Source organism: Microbacterium songi (assembly GCF_042747925.1).
Lineage (GTDB): Bacteria > Actinomycetota > Actinomycetes > Actinomycetales > Microbacteriaceae > Microbacterium.
Map to the genome: position 1 here is coordinate 92,559 of NZ_JBHZIE010000001.1, position 19,285 is coordinate 111,843.

19 protein-coding genes are annotated in these 19,285 nt (G+C 68.8%); 14 read left to right on the top strand and 5 right to left on the bottom strand.

All coding sequences use genetic code 11. From position 1 onward, the window contains the following. Positions 1-64: 64 nt before the first annotated feature. The gene (locus ACFM35_RS00470; protein WP_378837004.1) at positions 65-838 is read right to left on the bottom strand and encodes a winged helix-turn-helix domain-containing protein; all 774 of its coding nucleotides are present in this window, start codon (positions 836-838) and stop codon (positions 65-67) included. A gap of 436 nt (positions 839-1,274) precedes the next feature. On the opposite strand from ACFM35_RS00470, the gene ACFM35_RS00475 reads away from it, so the two are divergent. The 5 genes from ACFM35_RS00475 (at position 1,275) to ACFM35_RS00495 (ending at position 3,022) form a co-directional block, all read left to right on the top strand. After that, a complete protein-coding gene (locus ACFM35_RS00475) occupies positions 1,275-1,574 on the top strand; it encodes a GNAT family N-acetyltransferase (protein WP_378837006.1) in 300 nt (99 codons plus the stop codon). 60 nt (positions 1,575-1,634) lie between these two features. Continuing rightward, on the top strand, positions 1,635-2,093 hold the full coding sequence (locus ACFM35_RS00480; RefSeq protein ID WP_378838591.1) for a DUF1622 domain-containing protein: 459 nt from the start codon (positions 1,635-1,637) through the stop codon (positions 2,091-2,093). A gap of 79 nt (positions 2,094-2,172) precedes the next feature. Continuing rightward, the gene (locus ACFM35_RS00485) at positions 2,173-2,373 is read left to right on the top strand and encodes a hypothetical protein (protein ID WP_378837007.1); all 201 of its coding nucleotides are present in this window, start codon (positions 2,173-2,175) and stop codon (positions 2,371-2,373) included. Further along, a complete protein-coding gene (locus tag ACFM35_RS00490) occupies positions 2,373-2,633 on the top strand; it encodes a hypothetical protein (protein WP_378837008.1) in 261 nt (86 codons plus the stop codon). Before ACFM35_RS00485 ends, ACFM35_RS00490 begins: the two co-directional genes overlap by 1 nt. A gap of 77 nt (positions 2,634-2,710) precedes the next feature. Next, entirely contained in the window at positions 2,711-3,022 is a 312-nt protein-coding gene (locus tag ACFM35_RS00495) for a DUF2277 domain-containing protein (protein ID WP_378837010.1), read from the top strand. On the opposite strand, the gene ACFM35_RS00500 is transcribed toward ACFM35_RS00495, so the two are convergent. The 3 genes from ACFM35_RS00500 to ACFM35_RS00510 all read right to left on the bottom strand — a co-directional run bounded on the left by ACFM35_RS00500 (position 2,974) and on the right by ACFM35_RS00510 (position 5,487). Continuing rightward, on the bottom strand, positions 2,974-3,984 hold the full coding sequence (locus ACFM35_RS00500; protein ID WP_378837011.1) for a hypothetical protein: 1,011 nt from the start codon (positions 3,982-3,984) through the stop codon (positions 2,974-2,976). The two genes, ACFM35_RS00495 and ACFM35_RS00500, sit on opposite strands and share 49 nt — an antisense overlap. Positions 3,985-3,998: 14 nt before the next feature. After that, a complete protein-coding gene (locus tag ACFM35_RS00505; RefSeq protein WP_378837013.1) occupies positions 3,999-4,874 on the bottom strand; it encodes a hypothetical protein in 876 nt (291 codons plus the stop codon). Positions 4,875-5,001: 127 nt separating this feature from the next. Further along, a complete protein-coding gene (locus ACFM35_RS00510; RefSeq protein WP_378837016.1) occupies positions 5,002-5,487 on the bottom strand; it encodes an 8-oxo-dGTP diphosphatase in 486 nt (161 codons plus the stop codon). Positions 5,488-5,609: 122 nt separating this feature from the next. On the opposite strand from ACFM35_RS00510, the gene ACFM35_RS00515 reads away from it, so the two are divergent. Genes ACFM35_RS00515 through ACFM35_RS00530 form a run of 4 tightly spaced genes read left to right on the top strand, consistent with a single transcriptional unit; the run spans position 5,610 to position 11,691 of the window. Beyond that, the gene (locus tag ACFM35_RS00515) at positions 5,610-6,764 is read left to right on the top strand and encodes an exonuclease SbcCD subunit D (RefSeq protein ID WP_378837018.1); all 1,155 of its coding nucleotides are present in this window, start codon (positions 5,610-5,612) and stop codon (positions 6,762-6,764) included. Positions 6,765-6,780: 16 nt separating this feature from the next. After that, positions 6,781-9,918 carry an AAA family ATPase gene (locus ACFM35_RS00520; protein ID WP_378837021.1) on the top strand — a complete coding sequence of 1,046 codons (3,138 nt, stop codon included), beginning with the start codon at positions 6,781-6,783 and terminating at the stop codon, positions 9,916-9,918. Between the two features lie 4 nt (positions 9,919-9,922). Continuing rightward, positions 9,923-10,111, top strand: a complete 189-nt coding sequence (locus ACFM35_RS00525) for a hypothetical protein (RefSeq protein ID WP_378837023.1) — start codon at positions 9,923-9,925, stop codon at positions 10,109-10,111. Between the two features lie 53 nt (positions 10,112-10,164). Continuing rightward, complete coding sequence (locus tag ACFM35_RS00530) at positions 10,165-11,691, top strand: MFS transporter (RefSeq protein WP_378837026.1); 1,527 nt, start codon at positions 10,165-10,167, stop codon at positions 11,689-11,691. Here ACFM35_RS00530 and ACFM35_RS00535 read toward each other — a convergent pair. Next, on the bottom strand, positions 11,679-12,236 hold the full coding sequence (locus ACFM35_RS00535; RefSeq protein ID WP_378837028.1) for a phosphorylase family protein: 558 nt from the start codon (positions 12,234-12,236) through the stop codon (positions 11,679-11,681). The genes ACFM35_RS00530 and ACFM35_RS00535 overlap by 13 nt on opposite strands. Positions 12,237-12,407: 171 nt before the next feature. Here ACFM35_RS00535 and ACFM35_RS00540 point away from each other — a divergent pair, with 171 nt between their 5' ends. The 5 genes from ACFM35_RS00540 to yicI all read left to right on the top strand — a co-directional run bounded on the left by ACFM35_RS00540 (position 12,408) and on the right by yicI (position 19,257). After that, on the top strand, positions 12,408-13,430 hold the full coding sequence (locus ACFM35_RS00540; RefSeq protein WP_378837031.1) for a LacI family DNA-binding transcriptional regulator: 1,023 nt from the start codon (positions 12,408-12,410) through the stop codon (positions 13,428-13,430). Between the two features lie 125 nt (positions 13,431-13,555). Continuing rightward, positions 13,556-14,875, top strand: a complete 1,320-nt coding sequence (locus ACFM35_RS00545) for an ABC transporter substrate-binding protein (protein WP_378837033.1) — start codon at positions 13,556-13,558, stop codon at positions 14,873-14,875. A gap of 112 nt (positions 14,876-14,987) precedes the next feature. Further along, a complete protein-coding gene (locus ACFM35_RS00550; RefSeq protein WP_378837036.1) occupies positions 14,988-15,980 on the top strand; it encodes a carbohydrate ABC transporter permease in 993 nt (330 codons plus the stop codon). Then, positions 15,980-16,906, top strand: a complete 927-nt coding sequence (locus ACFM35_RS00555; protein ID WP_378838594.1) for a carbohydrate ABC transporter permease — start codon at positions 15,980-15,982, stop codon at positions 16,904-16,906. The genes ACFM35_RS00550 and ACFM35_RS00555 overlap by 1 nt, the downstream gene beginning before the upstream one ends. Further along, entirely contained in the window at positions 16,906-19,257 is a 2,352-nt protein-coding gene (yicI, locus tag ACFM35_RS00560) for an alpha-xylosidase (protein ID WP_378837038.1), read from the top strand. The genes ACFM35_RS00555 and yicI overlap by 1 nt, the downstream gene beginning before the upstream one ends. Positions 19,258-19,285 lie beyond the last annotated feature (28 nt).

Below are 19,285 nucleotides of genomic sequence, written 5' to 3' on the forward strand. Positions count from 1 at the left end.
TACGCGGGACCCGCGACATCCCACGCGACGTCGTCCCCCGCCGGCGCCCTCTGCGAGGGACCTGTCAGAAGCGGTCGGGCGAGGGGGTTCCGTGTCCGTACCGGATCGCCACGTCGGCATGCCGATCGAACCGATACCCGACGCCTCGCACCGTCCGCACGATGTCCTCGTACCGACCGAGCTTCGCGCGCAGCCGGCGCACGTGCACGTCGATCGTGCGCTCGCCTGGTGCGTCCTCGTCGCCGGCCTGCCAGAGCGACGAGACCAGCTCGCCGCGCTCGATCGTGCGGCCCTCGCGCAGCACCAGGTACTGCAGGAGCTCGAACTCCTTGAAGGTGAACGCGGCCGAATCGCCGTCGATCAGCACGCGCTTGCGCGAGATGTCCACGACGACGCCTTCTCCGGCGCGGTCCTCCTCCGCGGGCTCGTCCTTGGTGCGGGCGACAGCCGACGGCTCGTGGAGGGCGAGACGGACCACGTCCACGTCCCGACCGCCGGCGCCGACCGGGGCGAGCGCGACGGTCGCGTACGTCTCGGCGTCGGGGGCGATCTCGGCGAGCGTACGGCGAAGCGCGTCGACGAGGACGCCGAGATTCACTCCGGATGCCGCGGCCTTCGTCTCGTCGATGCCGACGTACAGCGCGAAGCCGCGCGGCGCGGTCCCCGGGGGGAGGTGGCGGGCGGCGGGCGCGGCGGGCGCCGCATCCGCGAGTGGAGGCACCGCACGCAGATGTGCGGGACGCGCCGAACCGGTGGGAGCGGCGGCGGAAGCGGCTGTGGCGGGGGAAGCCGCCACCGCGGAGCGGAGCGGACGTTCGAGGAGGGCGGTGTTCGACATGATGATGGTGTCCTTGCGGAGGGAACCCCACGGGGGTTCGAGGGTGCGACGGTGTCTGCCCGGAAAGGGCGGGGACGAGGCATCCGGCGCGCGATCTCGCGCTTCAGATCCGGAGAGCTCGGGGGTGTGCGGAGTCGTATTCAGAAACGACGCGGCAACCGGCGTGACAGCTGGTCAGCGGCACATTCGACAACACATGACGACGCTGCCGGGCATCATCATGCCGGCAGTCCCGTTCGCCTCCAGGGCGGACAGAGAGCGTGCGGTGTCAGTCATGAGGCTGATTATGACCGAATACGTCTCCATGCGTCAAATCGCCATGTTGCAGAGGTCCTTTCCTCCCCACGCTGCGCACTTTGCTCAGTCTGCGGTAAGGGTTCGCTGAGGGTGCGGGTCGCGCGACGCGGGGTGTCCGCGCCCGGCGTAGCCTTAACGGATGAACGAGCTCCGCTTCGCCGATGAGAAGGACGCCTCCCGCTACACCCTGCACCGCGGTGACGACCTCGTGAGCGTGCTGGACTACCGGGATGACGGCCACACGGTGGCGATGACGCGGGCGTACACGATCCCCACGTTCCGCGGGTCGGGCTACGCGGGCGAGCTCGTCGATCGTGCGGTCGCCGACCTCGAGCAGAAGGGCGGCCGTCAGGTCAGTCCCGTCTGCTGGTACGTGGCCGACTGGTTCGCCACGCACCCCGACCGCGCCGCCATCCTGCAGCACCGTCGCTCGGCCTGACGATCGGCGGATCAGGCGGAACGGCGCCGTGTGCGACCGCCCTACACTGACGTCGTGGACATGGAGCCTGGTTTCACCGCGATCGCGGTCGGATTCGAGGCGATCGGCGCCCTGACCATGGTCATCGGATTCATCATCGCGGTCGTCCTGGGCGCCCGCGCCCTCTCCCGCGGCGAGGGCGGTCCGTCGGCGTTCGGTACCCTCCGCAATACCCTCGGAGGAGCCATCCTGCTCGGCCTCGAGGTGCTGGTCGCCGCCGATCTGATCCGCACGATCACGTCGAAGCCGTCGATCGAGGACGCCCTGATCCTGGGCATCATCGTCTTGATCCGGACGATCCTCTCGATGTCCATCCAGATCGAGATCGAGGGCGTGCTGCCGTGGCGCCGCGCCCTCTTGACGAGCGGTGGGCAGGTCGTCGGGGCCGCGATCGAGACGGATCGCGCGAAGGCGCGCGCCGCCCGCACGCGCTCGGGCACGTCGTACGACGCGGCGCCGGATCTCTCTGACACGCCCTAGTCGCGGCATCCGGGGTCGTCAAGCCCTGGCACCGCCGCGGTCTCACGCGCGAGAGTGGTCGAAGACGAGGGGAGCTCTCATGAGCGACGACAAGGACCTGACAGCGGATTCCGCGGTCGACGCCGCGATGGCCGACGCGATCGGATCCACCCGCCTCACCGAGGTCAAGGGCGGGGATGCGCCCGCGACCGAGGATGACGGCACCGTGGAGGGCGCAGAGGCCACGGCCGGGCTCGATGCCGACCTGGTCACCGACGAGGAACACGAGGAGCAGTCCTGATGTCGGACTCGGCGAGCACGGGAAGCGCGGCAGCCGCGGACCAGCAGACGGAGCCGATGATGGACATGCATGACGCGTCCATCGACGACAAACTGGCCGGCATCGTCGCGCAGACACGTCAAGACGTCGCCGACGGCGACCATGAGCGGGTCGAGGAGGTACTCCGCCAGCGGCTGCGCGACACGGGTATCGATGTCACCGATGATCAGCGCACGGCGCTGGTGCACGAAGTGCGCGGAACGACGCCCGAGTCCTCCTGAGGGCTGACGGACCCGCCCGCGCGGTGCGCCACGCACCCGCCCTGTTCTCGGGCGCGGTGTCGGCGTACCGTCGACGTATGTGCCGGAACATCCACACCCTTCACAACTTCGAGCCCGCGGCGTCGAACGACGAGATCCAGGCCGCCGCATTGCAGTACGTGCGGAAGATCGCCGGAACCACCAAGCCGTCCAAAGCCAACCAGGCGGCCTTCGATCACGCGGTGGCCGAGATCGCCCACATCACCGGACATCTCCTCCAGGATCTCGTGGCCGTCGCTCCGCCGAAGAACCGCGAAGAGGAGGCCGCGAAGGCCCGGGCGCGGGCAGAGGCGTCCGGCCGCTACGCGCCGCGCGTCGGCGCAGCCGTGGACGTGGCAGCCGCGAGCTGAGCGGCTCGTCGCCGTCCGAGCATGAAGAACACGGCGTAGGACAGGGCCGCCGCAACGACAGCCGCGATGATCGGCCGGGCAGCCAGTTCGGGGATGAACAACGCCGTGACGAAGATCTGCACGCCGTAGTCGGCCATCCCGGCCAGATCGCTCGCGAGGACGCGCGTCCCCGTCGCACTCGCCAGCCCGGTCACGAGCGCCGGTGCGACCCACACGAGTGCCAGAGCCACCAGGGACGACAGCATCCGGCCCACGGTGTTCAGTCCGGTCCACCCGATGGCGATGCCGGTCAGCACAGGCGTGATCCACTGCGCACCCGCGAGCACCCACACGACGACGTCGGAGGGGACCGTGCCGAACGGTGACACCAGCTGCGTGAGCCACGGGCTCACGGCGATGGCCGCGACGGTCAGGCCGAGCAGCGCACCCGCCCGCGGCGCGCGGGCGATGAGCCAGAATGCGACGACCCCCGCCGCCATCGAACAGACGGTGCCGACCACGAGCGCCGTGAGGTAGAAGGCCGACTCGGTACGGTCCTGCAGGCCGTCGCCCACCACCGCGGCGGTCTGGACGACGGCGATCAGCTGGACGGAGATCACGCCGACCATCACGAGGGCGCGGCCGCCGACGGGCATGCGAGCGCTCAACGGCCGCGCGCAGAGACCCGCGAGGGCGGCTCCGACGACGATGATGCTGAAGAGCAGGATGACGGCGTACTGGCTGAACGGAAGCAGCACCAGCGGCATGTCGTCGGGTGACGTGGCGTCCTCCCACAGATTCTGCAGGGGCAGCCGCATGCCGGTGACCAGCCACGGGGCGAGTCCCGCGATCGCGGCCCCCGCACCGATGAGGAAGCATGCCCATCGCGCGAGCGGCGCGGATCGCGCCAGCTCCGCAGGAACGGTGGGCGTGACGGCGGGAGTGCTCCGGAGAGGATCGGGGGGTGTGCCGGGGGACGTCATCGAGCGCCTTTCGATCAGAACGTGCCGGCGACCAGCGAGAGCGCGATGTTCTGCTGAATGATCCCCAGCGTCTGATCGGCGAGGTCATCGGACGGGCAGCGGCTGAGGACGAGCACGGCCTGCGCGTTCGCGGTGCTCGCGCGGCTGACGTAGAACTCCGAGAACCCGGCACCGGAGACCGCGATCACGACGGCGTCCGCGATCAGTCCGGTGTCGGTCGCCGCAGGTGCGTAGTGGAGTTGGACGTCGGTGGCGTCGGCCTCGTCGAACGCGGTGCCCAGGTAGCCGGCGATGGCCTGGACGCTGGCCGCGCGGTCGCCGGCCCCGAGCGCGTCGTCGGGTACCTGGAGACGCCCGAACTGCACCGTGCAGCCGGTACTCGCGTTCGTCCAGTTCTCGGTGTCGGACGACGCGGAGCGCGTCCATTCGGGGAGGGTCGCGAAGGAGTCGAGGGTGGACAGCGTGCTGTCCGTGGGCACATCGAGCCCCCCTTCCCACGTGAGGGGCTGCGTCAGCCACGCATCACCTGTCGCGCTCGGCCGGGGGCCGGCCGACGCGGTCGGGCCGGGGGCGGAGGCGTCGATGGTTTCTCCGGCGCGCGCGCCCGCCACGCCGCCGACGACGATGGTGGCGACCACGAGCAGGCCGGCGATCAGCGACAGCACGATGCCCGCTCGGAACACCCCCCGCAGGCTCAGCACGAACGCGACGATCCCGAGCGCCAGGGGAACACTCGTGGCGATCGAGGCGACGGTGCTCACCGCCCGCGCGTTCTCGAGGGCATCCGCCGACAGCTCGCCGCCGAGCGCGCCGATCAGAGCGAGGACGGACGTGCCGAGGGCGAGGAGCGCCCAAACGATGGCGACGATCGAGAGGATCAGCGCTGCCACACGACTCCCACGACCCGCCGGTCGTCGGGGTGCGACGGTGGGCGGGGATTGCTCGGGCGACTCACCCACAACACTCATCACGCCGCCCCTCCGACTCCGCTGCTCCCATCTTGCGGCATCCGGATCTTCACGCGGTGCGGCGCTCCTCCTGAACGACGGTGGCGAGGTCGTCCCCGAAGATGAACGTCGCCGCGATCGAGCCGCCCCGCAGCACCGACGGGAGCCACCGGGACGCGTCGTCCCACATGCGGTCGTAGGGAACGTCGTCGAGCGTGAACCACCGCGGCACGATCTCGTCCGTCTCGCGCGGCTCTCCGCTCCAGGTCGTGCACGTGAAGACGTGCGAGCGCTGCGACCACGACGGCTGCGCGGGAAAGAGGTATTCGAGCACGCCGACGGGCTCGAGATCGGATGCCTCGATGTGCAGGCCGGTCTCTTCGTGCATCTCGCGGACGGCGCCCCCGCGGATCGTCTCGCCCTCCTCGACCTTGCCGCCGATGCCGACGACCCGGCCCAGTCCCATTCCCATGCGCTTGTACCCCAGCAGCACGTCGGTGCCCCCGTCCGCCCGCGGGCGGAGCAGGTAGACGACGGTCACGTCGGGCAGCTCCATCCCGGCAGGCTACGCGGCGCGTGTTACGGATTCGTGTCCCGACATGCCGTCCCGTCATCGCTGTGGGCGAACCCGCCGCACGCCTCGCCGGCGATGTCGGCGGTGTCTCGTAGCGTGTGAGCATGCGCATCCTGCACACCTCCGACTGGCACATCGGGCGGACCTTCCACGGTCACTCCACGCTCGACGCGCTCCGTGGTGTGCTCGAGGCGCTCGTGGTGCAGGTCGGAGAGAACGACGTCGACGTCGTCGTGATCGCCGGCGACGTCTTCGACTCCGCCACCCCCGCCGCGGGGTGCTACACACTGCTCAGCGATGCGCTCGGCGCGCTGCGCGACGCGGGTGCGCGGGTGATCGTCACGAGCGGCAATCATGACTCGACGGCACGGCTCGGCTTCCAATCGCGCCTCCTGCGCGAAGGCATCCACGTGCTGACCGACCCGCAGGGCGTCGGCACACCGATCACGATCGCCGATGACCACGGCGAGGTGCAGTTCTACGGCATCCCCTACCTCGAGCCGGCCATCGTGCGGCACGTATGGGCGCCGATCGACCTCCGCAGCCAGGCGCAGACGATGGCGCATGCGATGTCGCTCGTCCGCGCCGATCTGGCTGCCCGGGGCGGGCGCTCCGTCGCCATCGCCCACTGCTTCGCGGCGGGTGTCGAACCGACGCCGCACCTCGAGCGCGACATCCAGCAGGGCGGTCTCGATGTCGTGCCCCTGTCGGTGTTCGAGGGGATGGACTACATGGCGCTGGGTCACATCCACGGCCGGCAGCGGCTGTCGGATGCGGTCCGCTACGCCGGCGCGCCGTTGCACTACAACTTCGGCGAGGGGGGCAAACCCCGTGGCTCGTGGCTCGTCGACCTCGACGCCGACGGCCTGGCCCGCGTGGAATGGCTCGATCTTCCGGTGCCGCGCGCGGTGGTCACGCTGCGCGCCACCCTCGATGAGCTGCTGCACGACTCGCGATTCGCCTCGTTCGAGGACGCCTGGGTGTTCGCGCGCTACACCGATACGGCCGCGCAGCCCGATCCGATGCGTCGGCTGCAGGCGCGCTTCCCTCACTGCGCGATCGTGGCTCACAGCCCCGCCGTCCTGCATACGCGGGAAGGGGCGACGTACGCCGACCGAGTGCGCGAGGCGCACGACGACGTGCAGCTCATCGACGGATTCCTCGCCCACGTCCGCAACGGCGTCGGTGCGACGGTCGCCGAGCGCGATCTGATCCGCGCGATCGTCGACGAGAGCGTCGCCACGGCCGTCGTCGTGTGAGCGCGCGGGTGAGCTCGTGAAACTGCACCGCCTGGAACTCGAGGGGTTCGGTCCGTTCGCCGCGCGTCAGACGGTCGACTTCGACGCGTTCGACGACGACGGGATCTTCCTGATCTCCGGGCGCACGGGTGCCGGTAAGTCGAGCGTGCTCGACGGGGTGAGCTTCGCGCTCTTCGGGAGCGTGCCGCGGTATGCCGGCGGCGAGAAGCGTCTTCGCAGCGACTACTGCACACCGGAGGACGTCACCGAAGTGCGCCTCGAGTTCAGCGTGGCCGGTACGCACTGGCGCGTCACCCGCTCACCCGAGTACGAGCGCGCCCGCGCGCGGGGGACGGGCCTGACGAAGGTGGCTCCCTCCGCCCTGCTCGAGGAGGCGGTGTCGGGGGAGTGGGTGGGGCGCGCAGCGCGTGCCCGGGAGGTCGCCCACCTGCTCGAAGAGATCCTCGGACTCACCCACCAGCAGTTCCTGCAGGTGATCCTGCTCGCCCAGAACCGCTTCGCGGATTTTCTGCTGGCGGGCAACGACGATCGCCAGGCACTGCTGCGGACCCTCTTCGGCTCCCGTACCTACGTCGACTACCGCACGGCGGTCGAAGCCCGTCGGAAGGAGGGCGAGCAGATCCTCGCTCGCGCGGGGCACGGCGTCGAGATCCTTCTCGACGAGGCGGAATCCCTGATCGATGCGGAGGGTCTGCAGGGTCGCTCGCGCCCCGTCGGCGAAGGGGACGCCGACACGGATGCCCGCTCGGATGCCGGCGCGCAGACCCGCGAAGAGGCGGACGTCCCCGACTCTCCCCGCTCGGCGCACGACGTCGGCGCGCGGATCGCACGGGGCGAGCGCGCCGTCGATCGAGCCCGCTATCGAGCACAGACCCTCGCGCAGGAGCGCGATCGTGCCGAAGATGATCACGCGCGTGCGGCGGCAGAGCACTCGGCCCTGACCGCGCTGCGGGCGCGTCAGTCGGATCGCGCGCGTGCGCGCGCGTCGCTGGCCGGCCTGGAGGCGGACGAGCCCGCGATCGCCCTCGAGCGTGATCGACTGGCCGCCGCTCGTCGCGCCGAGAATCTGCGCGATCCGATCCGGGCCGCCGAACGCGCAGCGCGCGCGCTCGCGGAGGCCGCGGAGCACGAGGCCGCGGCAGCGGCATCGTGGTCGGAGGCCGGGGAGGAGATGGACGCGGAGTTCGGTGGGGGCTTCGACGCGGAGGCGCCGGATCCCGCGTCGCTGGAACGGGTGATCGACCGTCTGACGGGAGACATCGCGACCGCCGGGGCCGCCGCCGACCAGGAGCGCGAGCTGGTCCGCCTCGAGGACGACGCCGCCCTGCGGTCCGCAGAAGTCGACACAGCGACGTCACGTCTGTCCGAGGTCGTCGCGCGCCGCGAGATCATCCCCGAGCGTCTCGCCGAGGTGGCGCGTGCGCTCGCGCCTCTCGAGGGTGCGGACGGAACTCTCGAGTCTGCGCGCTCGGGGGCGGCGGCAGCGCAGGCGGCGCACGCGGCGGCGACCGAGGCACGCACCCTGCACGAGAGTCTTCGCGACCTCGAGCGCATTTACGCCGAGCGGATCAGGGCGTCGGAGCACGCCGGGCACACCGTGACCTCTCTGCTGCGCCACCGCCTCGACGGCTATGCCGGAGAACTCGCATCGACCCTGATCGACGGCGAACCATGCCCGGTCTGCGGAGGGGTCGACCACCCCCACCCGGCAGCACCGAACCTCGAGCCCGTCACCGACGCCGATCTCGCGCGAAGCGAGAACGAGCGCAGCGCCGCGGTCGAGGCGGAGGGCGCGGCGGCCGACGCCGCACGCGCCGCCCGAGAGGCCCACGCCGCGGCGGTGCTCCGCGCCGGAGGCGACGATCTCGAGCAGGCGGCCGACCGCCTCTCTGCGGCGCACCGCGCCGTCGAGGAGGCCGAGCGGCGCGCGGTCGAGCGCTCGCGCCTCGAGGCCGATCGTGTCGCACTCGAGGCGGAACGACTCGAGTGCGAAAGGGAGCACGACCTCCTCCGCACGTCACTCGCCGATGCGGCACGCGCTGACGCCGTCACCGCCGAGCGCCTCGCCGCCGCCCGACAGGCCGTCGATGCCGCCCGTGGGGAGTTCCCTTCGGTGAGCGCGCGGATCGGAGACCTGACCGCCCGACGAGCTCTCGGAAGGGAGCTGGTTGCGGCGGTGCAGAAGAGACGGGCTTCCGACGACGTGCTGCGCGACGCCGTCGCGCTGCGCGACGCGCGGGTCGCGGCATCCGATTTCGACGACACCGCCGCAGCGTCGGCCGCGCTCCTCGACGAGGAGACGCGGGCGCAGATCGACCGTCGCGTCCGCGCTCACGAGATCTTGCTCGCGACGGAGCGGGACAGACTGCGGGAGCTCGAAGTCGAGCTCGCGGGCGTGCCGGACGAGCTGGTAGACCTCGACGGCTCGCAATCCCTCGTCGACGTGGTGCGTTCGCGCTGGAACGCGACGGTCATCGCTGCGCAGTCCGCTGTGCAGGTCGCCGAGACGCTGGCGGCGCTGATCGCCCGGGCGAAGACGGATCACGCATCCACGGCGGCGCTCGCTGCAGATCATGCCGTGGTCGCGAGCCTCGCCGATGCCGTCAGCGGCCGTAATGCCGCGCGCATGGATCTCGAGACGTACGTCCTCGCGGCAGAACTCGAAGAGATCGTGGCGGCGGCGAACCTCCGACTCGACGACATGTCGGCGGGCCGCTACCGCCTCGCCCACAGTGACGCCCGCGCCGCGCGCAATGCGGCCTCGGGACTGGGTCTTGAGATCCTCGACGCCTACACGGGCAGGGCACGACCAGCCCAGTCCCTCTCCGGCGGTGAGACGTTCCTCGCGTCATTGGCGCTCGCGCTGGGACTCGCCGAGGTCGTCACCGCGCGGGCCGGCGGCGTGCGTCTGGACACGCTCTTCGTCGACGAGGGGTTCGGCTCGCTCGACTCCGACACCCTCGAATTGGCGATGCGCACCCTCGACGAGCTCCGCCAGGGCGGTCGGACGGTCGGCGTCATCAGCCACGTGGAAGCGATGAAGGAGCAGATACCGGCTCAGCTCCTCATCTCCGCGACGCGCAACGGGCCGAGCGTCATCCAGCAGGCGGGAGCAGGCACCGTCGAGAGCGGCGTTCCCGGCCGCGTAAACTGACACCGTGAAGAACACCAGTACTCTGTGGACCATCGTCGGCGTGGTCGTCGCGATCGTCGTCGCGTGGTTTCTCGTGAACGTCCTGTTCTCGGTCATCGCGTTCGTCTTCAAGCTCCTCATCGTCGCCGTCGTCGCGCTGGTCGTCTTCTTCCTCTTGCGGTCGTTGGTCAGCGGCCGGTCCGACCGCTCCTGAGCCCGAGGCGACCCGAAGAGCGCAGATCGTCGCACGGCGATACTCTGAGGGTGATGTCGAACTCACGGGATACCGCCTCAGCCGCTCCGCAGACGCTCACGATCGAGCTCTCTCCCGCCAAGCGATGGCGTGCCTTCTGGGTCTGCGTCACGGTCGCCGCGATCACGATCCTCGACCTGTCGAAGGTCAACGTCGCGTTGCCGTCCATCGAGCAGGCTTTCGACGCAGGCTCGACGGAGCTGCAGCTCATCGTCTCCGGCTACGTCCTCACCTTCGGTCTTTTTCTCGTTCCGATGGGGCGCTTGGGTGATCAGCGCTCACGACGCATGCTGTTCATCGTCGGCCTCTCGCTCTTCACGCTCGCGAGTCTCGCCTGCGCGCTCGCCCCGAACACGACCGTGCTGCTGGTTTCACGGCTCATCCAGGGCATCGCGGCGGGCATCCAGATGCCGCAGGTTCTCGGTCTCATCCAGCAGCTCTTCCAAGGCAAAGAGCGCGGGAAGGCATTCGGTCTGTTCGGCGCGACGATCGGTGTCGCCACCGCATTCGGTCCGACGCTGGGCGGGCTCATGATCGCGCTGGGGGGCGCGAGCGACGGATGGCGCTATATCTTCTGGATGAACATCCCGCTCGGACTCGCCGCGATCGGACTCGCGGCCTGGGTGCTGCCGAGCACGCGGGCGGCGGGGAAGAAGAAGAAGATCGAGCTCGACCCCGTCGGTGTCTTGCTGTTCGGGCTGACGATCATCGCCCTGATGTGGCCGTTCCTGTTCACGACCGGCTCACCCGCCGACAACCCCCAGCGGTGGTGGCTGCTTGTGGCCTTCGTGCTGTTCGCGGCCGGTTTCGTCGCGTGGGAACGCCGGTACGCGGCATCCGGCCGTCAGCCTCTCATCCCGTTCGGTCTGTTCGACGTGTCCTCGTTCCGCAACGGCACGCTGCTGCAGGCCATGTACTTCGCCGCCGCGCCGTCGCTCTTCCTGCTCACGACGCTCTACCTTCAGAGCGGCCTCGGGATCGAGCCCGTCTTCGCCGGCATGGTGACCATCGGATTCGCGCTGGCAAGCGCCATCTCGTCGTGGGTGGGTGGCAATATCGTCATCAAGTACGGTCGCCCCGTCGTGGTGTGGGGGTTGGTGCTCGTGCTCGTCTGCATCGCCGGGCTGGTCCTGACGGCGCTGTACGTGCCCGATTCGATCACGCCCTTCGTGATGGCCGGGGTGATGGTGATCGGCGGGATCGGCGGTGGCCTCGTGATCGCGCCGAACCAGACCCTGACCCTCGCCGACATCCCGGTCAAGCAGGGTGGGCTCGCGGGTTCTGTCGGACAGCTCGGCCAACGCATCGGCACTGCCATCGGCACCGCGGTCGCGCTCGCGCTCTTCTACGCGACGATCTACCGCGAGAACGGGGCGACCGGCGATGCCATCGTCTACCACGACGCCTACGGGTTCGGGATGATCTCGGTCGGACTCTTCATCGCCGGCGCGTTCATCATCTCGGTCGTCGACCTGTCGGCTCGTCGCCGTTCGGGCAAGGCCGGGAAGAAGCCGAAGACCGCCGCGGCTCAGACTCCGTAGAGGTCGAGCACGCGCTGTCGCAGCTGCGCGCTGCAGGCCGTCACCGTGTCGTGCCAGTCCGTGTGCGCGTCGTCCTGGGCGCGATCCGACACCGACTTGAGGACGCGGATCGGAACACCGAACTGCTCGGCGACCCAGATGTAGGCGTACGTCTCCATGTCGACCATGCCCGCTCCGAGCGGGCGGATCGCCTGGGCGGCCACCGCGTCGTCGACGAAGTGGTCGCCGGTCGCGATCGTGACGCCCGGCCGGCCGGTCTCCACGCGACGGGGGAGCGACACGTGCTGTCCGACGATGCCGTCGATGTCGGTGACGTCATGCTGAATGGCTGCCTCGATGTCATAGACGGATGCCTCGAGCTGCGGGTCGATCGCTCCGGCGGTGCCGACGACCAGGATCTCGTCGTAGTTCGCGGCGTCGAGGGCTCTCGTCAGCGCGTAGGCGGCCTGCAGCTTTCCGGGGCCGGTCACGAGGCGGTCGAAACCCGCGAGATCGTTCGGGAAGGCGACGAGTTCCGCGTCGAGGGCGGCAACGAGAAGTTTCACCCGTCTATTCTCCGTGACGCCGAGGAGAGGAGCGGACCGGGATAAGTTGCGAGTATCCACATACCCGTTGCATTCGCGGTCGAGAATGCCTACAGTGGCTGTCGAAGCGTTTCGCGAAGCGCTTCGACGAATCCGCATCCGCCGGAACACTCATACGACGATGGAGTCACCATGGTGAAGATCGACGAAGTGGCCACCGCCGCCGGCGTCTCGATCAGCACCGTCTCGTACGCACTCAGCGGCAAGCGCCCGGTGTCGGACTCGACCAGGCTCCGGGTGGAGGCCGCGGTGCAGGAGCTCGGCTACCGGGCGAACGCCGGCGCCCGGATGCTCGCGGGAAATCGCACCAACATCTTCGCCCTCACCGAGCCGTTCCGGCTCGACACGCACGCCCCCACGCACATGGCTTTCGTCCTCGCGACTTCCATTGCCGCGCGGCGCCAGGACTACGACGTCCTGCTCCTGACAGAAGAGGAAGCCGCGGCGGGGATGCGGCGCGTGGCCGACAGCGGTCTCGTGGACGCGATCCTCGTCCTGGACGTCGCGCCGCGCGACCGGCGCGTCGATCTCGCGCGTCAGCTCGAGATCACGACGATCTTCATCGGTGTCCCCGACGACCGTGATGGGCTCATCTGCGTCGACCTCGACTTCGAGGCCGCCGCTGCACTCGCGGTGGATCGACTCGCATCGGCGGGGCATGAGAATCTCGGCCTGATCGGACACCCCGCGGCCGCCTACGAGCACTCGAACTTCCCCCCGCGCGTCCGTGCCGGGTTCGTCCAGCGTGCCGCCGAGCTGCACATGGACGCGTCGTTTCGCACGACCGGCGACGCCCTCGTCTCGGCCGCGGCCACGAGGGCCGCCGTCGGTCAGCTCGTGGATGCAGGGGTCACAGGCTTCGTGCTGCACTGCGGCGATGATGCGCACATCACGGTGCTCGCCGAGCTCGCCGAGCGCGGTCTCGAGGTTCCGGGAGATGTCTCGGTCGTTTCCGTGGGTGGCACCTTCGACACCACTCGGTTCGCGATCGCCCTGGACTGCGTGCCGCTCGTGCCCACGGCATCCTGCGATCTGGCTGTCGACCTCGCCATGCGGGCCCTGGGCGACACGGCACCCGCCCCGGGCGTGTACCTCATCGCCCCGATCTACCAACATCACGGATCCGTCGGCCGGGTCGCTGCGGCGGAGGACTGACCCTCATGACGGATCCCCTGCCGTTCGCGCATCATCGAAGCGCTTCGACAAATTCCCCGGACTGCACCACCGCACCACCACCCCACCCACGACCAGAGTTGGTCACCAGGAAAGGAATGCCGAAGATGGCACAGCTACACACCCGGAAAACCCGCGCGCGGCTCACGGCGGCGGCCGGCCTCCTCACCGTCGGCGCGCTCGCTCTCGCCGGTTGCTCCGGAAGCGGCGGCGCCGCCGAGAGCGGCGACGGGAACTCCCTCACCCTCTGGCACTACGAGTCCGAGACCAGCGCGATGGGCATCGCGTGGGATCAGGCCATCAAGACCTTCGAAGAGGAGACCGGCGCCACCGTCGAATTCGAGGAGAAGAGCTTCGAGCAGATCCGCTCGACCGCAAGTCAGGTGCTGAACTCCGACGAGGCGCCCGACATCCTCGAATACAACAAGGGCAACGCCACCGCGGGGCTCTTGGCCAGTCAAGGCCTGCTGACCAACATGACCGAGGCCGTCGAAGAGTACGGCTGGGCCGACAAACTCGCACCCGCTCTGCAGACGACGGCGAAGTACAGCGACGACGGCATCATGGGCTCGGGTGAGTGGTACGGAGTGCCGAACTACGGCGAGTTCGTCACGGTCTACTACAACAAGGACATGTTCGCCGCTGCCGGTCTTGAGATCCCGACCACCTACGACGAATTCGTCGACGTGCTCGACGCCTTCGTCGCCCAGGGTGTCACGCCCCTGGCGGAGGCCGGCCTGGAGTACCCGCTCGGACAGCTCTGGTATCAGCTCGCACTCAGCCAGGCGGACCGCGGCTTCGTGGACGACTACCAGCTCTACAAGAACCCGGTGGACTGGCAGGGCGACGAGATCAGCTACGCGACCGAGACGTTGAAGGACTACGTCGACGCCGGGTACATCTCGAAGGACGTCTCCGGCCAGAAGGCAGAGGATGCCGGCGTGTCGTTCATCAACGGCTCCGCACCGATCTTCGTGTCCGGCAGCTGGTGGTACGGCCGCTTCGTGAACGAGATCACGGACTTCGACTTCGGCATCTTCCCCTTCCCCGGCAGCGACCTCAGCCTGGGCTCCGCCGGCAACATGTGGGTGGTTCCGGAGAGCGCGAAGAACAAGGACCTCGCCTATGAGTTCATCGACATCACGATGCGTCCCGAGATCCAGGCGCTTATCGGCAACAACGGCGGCCTGCCGGTGGCCGCGGACGAGGCCGACATCACCGACGCCAAGAGCCTCGAACTCATCCAGGCGTTCAACGCCGTCAACGAGAAGGACGGTCTCGCGTTCTACCCCGACTGGCCGACCCCCACGTTCTACGACACGATCGTCGCCGAACTGCAGGAGCTCGTGAACGGCACGAAGTCGCCGGCCGACGTGCAGCAGGCGCTGGGCGACGAGTACGAGTCGTACGTGGCGGACTTCCGCTGATCATCTCGATTCGGCGTTCGGCCGTATCGACTCGGGATGCCGCGCCCCGCGCGGTCGCGGCATCCCGAGCTCCCTTCCGCATCCCTTTCGCGATTCTCCTCAGGAGCCGGTCATGACCGCTGTCCCGTTCGTGCGAGCCCCCCGAGCTCCTCAGAGGGCGCGCACGCCGCTGCCCCCCGATGAACCGCTGATCCCGCAACGCGGCCGTGGCGGGTCCGCCGGCTACTGGCTGTATCTGGTGCCCGGTCTCGTGCTGCTGAGCGCGGTGGTACTCGTCCCGCTCGTCTGGAACGTCTACCTCAGCTTCACCGAGTACCGCGGCATCCGGCCGCCCGAGTTCATCGGACTCGAGAACTGGGCCGAACTCATGGGCGATGCCAAGTTCTGGACCTCCTTCGGAAACAGCATCTGGATGATCATCGCGATGGTGATCGTGCCCACCGTGGTGGGGCTGCTGCTCGCCGCCCTGCTGTTCGACCTCGTGGGGCGCAAGTTCGGCGGCAGATTCGCGAGCTTCCTGCGTGCCACCTACTACCTGCCGCAGATCCTCCCCGCCGCCATCGCAGGAATCGTGATCGGGTGGATCCTGCGGCCGCAGGACGGCGCTCTGAACGAGATCCTGGAGAACATCGGTCTCGGCGCCCTGACGCACAACTGGCTCGGCAGCCCCGACACCGCACTCGCGAGCATCATGGTCGTCCTGATCTGGATCCAGATCGGGTATCCGGTCGTGGTGTTCATGGCCGCGCTGCAGCGGGTCGACCCCGAGCTGTACGAGGCCGCTGAGCTCGACGGTGCGAACTGGTTCCAGCGATTCCGCGCGATCACGGTGAGCATCATCCGACCCGAGATCTACGTCGTCACGCTCACCTGTACGATCGCGGCGCTGAAAGTCTTCGGCCCCGTCTACGTCCTGACCCGCGGCGGCCCCGGGACGTCGACGATCGTGCCGGCCTACTACGCCTACAGCGAGTTCTTCCAGGCCCAGCAGGTGGGGTACGGCGCCACCATCGCCACAGCCCTGACCATCGTGATCGCGGTCGTCTCGGTCCTGTTCATCCGTGCCCAGAACAGCGCGGAACGCAAAGAAAGGGCGGGACTGTGATGGTCGACGCGACCTCCACCGACGTGCTCAGCACTCGCGCCGTGACCACGGCGGACGGCCCGAAGAACCGCGTCATCCGCCCGCGGCCTCGCGGGGGGATGAGCCGGCCCAAGGGCGTCGACTGGCTGATGCTCGCCTTCGCCGTCGTCGCGGCGATCCTCATCATCGCGCCCTTCTACCTCATCCTCGTCAACTCGTTCAAGTCGCCCACGGACTACTCCAACGGGGGGCCGCTGTCTCTGCCCACGAGCCTGTACTTCGACGGCATCGCGGCGTTCTGGGAACGCGTGAATTTCCCCGAGAAGGTGTGGAACTCGTTCTTCATATCGGGAATGGTCGCCGTTCTGGCGGTGCTGATCTCGGTGCTCAACGCCTTCGCGATCGGTATCGGGCGCATCAAGGGGCGCAGTTGGATCGTGCTGCTGTTCCTGCTTGCGAACCTTCTGCCGCAGGAAGCGCTGTTGTACCCGCTGTACTTCATCTTCAAGAGCGTGGGTCTCTACAACAACGTCTGGTCGGTGATCATCGTCTTCACGGTCATCCAGGCGGCCTTCGGCACCTACCTCCTGTCGTCCGTCTACGGCACATTCCCGAAAGAGATCCTCGAGGCCGCGTCGATCGACGGGGCCAGCCGGTGGCAGATCCTCTGGCGCGTGATCTTCCCGATCAGCCGGCCCACCCTCTCGGTGCTGCTCATCTTCTTCTTCATCTGGACGTGGAACGAGTTCCTGATCCCGCTCACGTTCCTCGTCTCCAATGCGAATCAGACGGTCCCGGTCGCCATCAGCGTCCTGCAAGGCGACCGCCTGATGGATGTCACGACGACGAGCGCATCGGCCCTCCTGGGACTCATCCCCACCCTGTTGTTCTTCCTCATCTTCCAGCGCACCCTCACGCGCGGCATCACCGCAGGAGCAGTCAAGTAATGAAGTTCACCGACGGATTCTGGCAGCTGCGACCCGGCGTATCGGCGCTCTACGCCCAAGAGGCGTACGACATCGACATGACGGATGCCACGCCGGACGGCGGGGGCCTCGTCATCACGGCCCCGACAGCGGTGATCCGCGGCCGGGGCGACACGCTCAATCGCGCCGTACTCACCACGACGTTGTCCTCGCCGCGTGAAGGCATCGTCCGCGTGCGGATCGTGCATCACGACGGCGGGCCGCACGACTCCGGCTTCGAGCTCCCGGGCGCCGACGGAGGGGGCGCGGGCGAAGCATCCGTTTCCGAAGAAGGCGGCGTTCTGCGTACCGGAGCGCTGACCGCCCGCATCGCGAAGGGTGCCCCGTGGGCGCTCGACTTCGAGATCGACGGGATCCGGGTGACGGGCAGCGGCCCGCGTTCGCAGGGATACGTGCAGCTCGAGGCCGACGCGCAGGTCGACCCCGGCATCGTCCGGAACGCCCGCGCGGGTACGCCGGCGCGGACAGCCCGATCGTACGTGCACGAACAGCTCGATCTCGGGGTCGGTGAGCTGATCTACGGGCTCGGAGAGCGGTTCGGTCCTCTCGTGAAGAACGGTCAGACCGTCGACGTCTGGAACGCCGACGGGGGGACCTCGAGCGAGCAGGCGTACAAGAACGTCCCCTTCCACCTCTCCAGCCGCGGCTACGGGGTCTTCGTGAACGATCCCGGTCACGTGTCCTACGAGGTCGGATCGGAGACCGTCGAGCGCGTGCAGTTCTCGGTCGCCGGTGAAGCGCTGGAGTACTTCGTGATCGCGGGGCCGACGCCGAAAGACGTCCTCGACCGTTACACGGCGCTCACCGGCCGTCCGCCCGTCGTGCCCGCCTGGTCGTACGGACTGTGGCTGTCCACGAGCTTCACGACCGACTACGACGAAGCCACCGTCACGTCGTTCATCGACGAGATGGCTCGACGCGAGCTGCCCGTCTCGGTGTTCCACTTCGACTGCTTCTGGATGCGCGAGTTCAACTGGTGCGACTTCGAGTGGGATGCCCGCGTGTTCCCCGACCCGGAGGGCATGCTGGCGCGACTGCACGACAAGGACCTGCGGGTCTGCGTGTGGATCAACCCGTACATCGGCCAGCGGTCCCCGCTCTTCGCCGAGGCGGCGGCCCGCGGCTTCCTCCTGAAGCGCCCCGATGGGTCGGTGTGGCAGTGGGACCTCTGGCAGGCGGGTATGGGTCTCGTGGACTTCACGAATCCCGACGCCACGGCGTGGTACCAGACGCATCTGCGCCGACTGATCGCCCAAGGCGTCGACTGCTTCAAGACCGACTTCGGCGAGCGCATCCCGGTGGACGTCGAGTACTTCGACGGCTCGAGCCCCGAGCGCATGCACAACCTCTACACGCAGCGGTACAACCGGGCGGTGCACGACGTGCTCGTGCAGGAGCGCGGCGAGGGCGACGCCGTGCTGTTCGCACGATCGGCGACCGCGGGCGGGCAGAGCATGCCCGTTCATTGGGGCGGCGACTCCACGTCGACTTTCGTTTCGATGGCCGAGACGCTGCGCGGCGGGCTCTCGCTCGCGCTGAGCGGGTTCGCGTTCTGGAGCCACGACATCGGCGGGTTCGAGGGCACGCCGGATGCTGCGGTCTTCAAGCGCTGGACGGCGTTCGGCCTCCTCGGCAGTCACAGCCGCTTTCACGGCTCGACGTCCTACCGCGTGCCGTGGATCTTCGACGACGAAGCGGTCGAGGTGACGCGCCGGTTCACGCAGCTCAAACTGTCGCTCATGCCGTACCTGTGGCAGGCCGGGATCGAGGCGTCGCGGTCGGGAACGCCGATGCTCCGGCCGATGGTGCTGGAGTTCCCCGACGACCCTGCGGTGGGCTACCTCGACCGCCAGTACATGCTCGGTCGCGACATCCTGGTCGCCCCGGTGTTCTCGGAGCGCGGTGACGTGGACTTCTACCTCCCTGCGGGGGAGTGGACCCACCTCCTGACGGGCGAGACGGTGACCGGCGGTGGATGGCGGCGTGAGACGCACGACGTCACCAGCCTGCCGATCTACGTGCGCCCGGGCGCGGTCCTGCCCGTCGGAGCGCGCCAGGACAGGCCCGAGTACGACTACCTCGACGGTGTCACGCTGCGGGTGTACCCCGGCGGATCGGGGCCGACGTCGACGACGGTCACGGCGCTGGACGGGCGGGAGGTCGTCTTCGAGGTCGTCCAGAGCGGCGGAGGCACGCGGATCGAGGCGGGCGCCGCGCCATCGGCGTGGAGCGCACAGCCCGGCGCCGTGCCCTGGACGGTCGTCGACGGACGCGTCCAGGCCCGGGACGGAGTCGCCGAGCTGATGATCTGACCACCCGCGTGGTGCGGTGCCGATACGC

Coding starts and splice junctions, on each gene's coding strand:
- ACFM35_RS00470 (WP_378837004.1), bottom strand. CDS start 838: ATGTCGAACACCGCCCTCCTCGAACGTCCGCTCCGCTCCGCGGTGGCG.
- ACFM35_RS00475 (WP_378837006.1), top strand. CDS start 1,275: ATGAACGAGCTCCGCTTCGCCGATGAGAAGGACGCCTCCCGCTACACC.
- ACFM35_RS00480 (WP_378838591.1), top strand. CDS start 1,635: ATGGAGCCTGGTTTCACCGCGATCGCGGTCGGATTCGAGGCGATCGGC.
- ACFM35_RS00485 (WP_378837007.1), top strand. CDS start 2,173: ATGAGCGACGACAAGGACCTGACAGCGGATTCCGCGGTCGACGCCGCG.
- ACFM35_RS00490 (WP_378837008.1), top strand. CDS start 2,373: ATGTCGGACTCGGCGAGCACGGGAAGCGCGGCAGCCGCGGACCAGCAG.
- ACFM35_RS00495 (WP_378837010.1), top strand. CDS start 2,711: ATGTGCCGGAACATCCACACCCTTCACAACTTCGAGCCCGCGGCGTCG.
- ACFM35_RS00500 (WP_378837011.1), bottom strand. CDS start 3,984: ATGACGTCCCCCGGCACACCCCCCGATCCTCTCCGGAGCACTCCCGCC.
- ACFM35_RS00510 (WP_378837016.1), bottom strand. CDS start 5,487: ATGGAGCTGCCCGACGTGACCGTCGTCTACCTGCTCCGCCCGCGGGCG.
- ACFM35_RS00515 (WP_378837018.1), top strand. CDS start 5,610: ATGCGCATCCTGCACACCTCCGACTGGCACATCGGGCGGACCTTCCAC.
- ACFM35_RS00530 (WP_378837026.1), top strand. CDS start 10,165: ATGTCGAACTCACGGGATACCGCCTCAGCCGCTCCGCAGACGCTCACG.
- ACFM35_RS00540 (WP_378837031.1), top strand. CDS start 12,408: ATGGTGAAGATCGACGAAGTGGCCACCGCCGCCGGCGTCTCGATCAGC.
- ACFM35_RS00545 (WP_378837033.1), top strand. CDS start 13,556: ATGGCACAGCTACACACCCGGAAAACCCGCGCGCGGCTCACGGCGGCG.
- ACFM35_RS00550 (WP_378837036.1), top strand. CDS start 14,988: ATGACCGCTGTCCCGTTCGTGCGAGCCCCCCGAGCTCCTCAGAGGGCG.
- ACFM35_RS00555 (WP_378838594.1), top strand. CDS start 15,980: ATGGTCGACGCGACCTCCACCGACGTGCTCAGCACTCGCGCCGTGACC.
- yicI (WP_378837038.1), top strand. CDS start 16,906: ATGAAGTTCACCGACGGATTCTGGCAGCTGCGACCCGGCGTATCGGCG.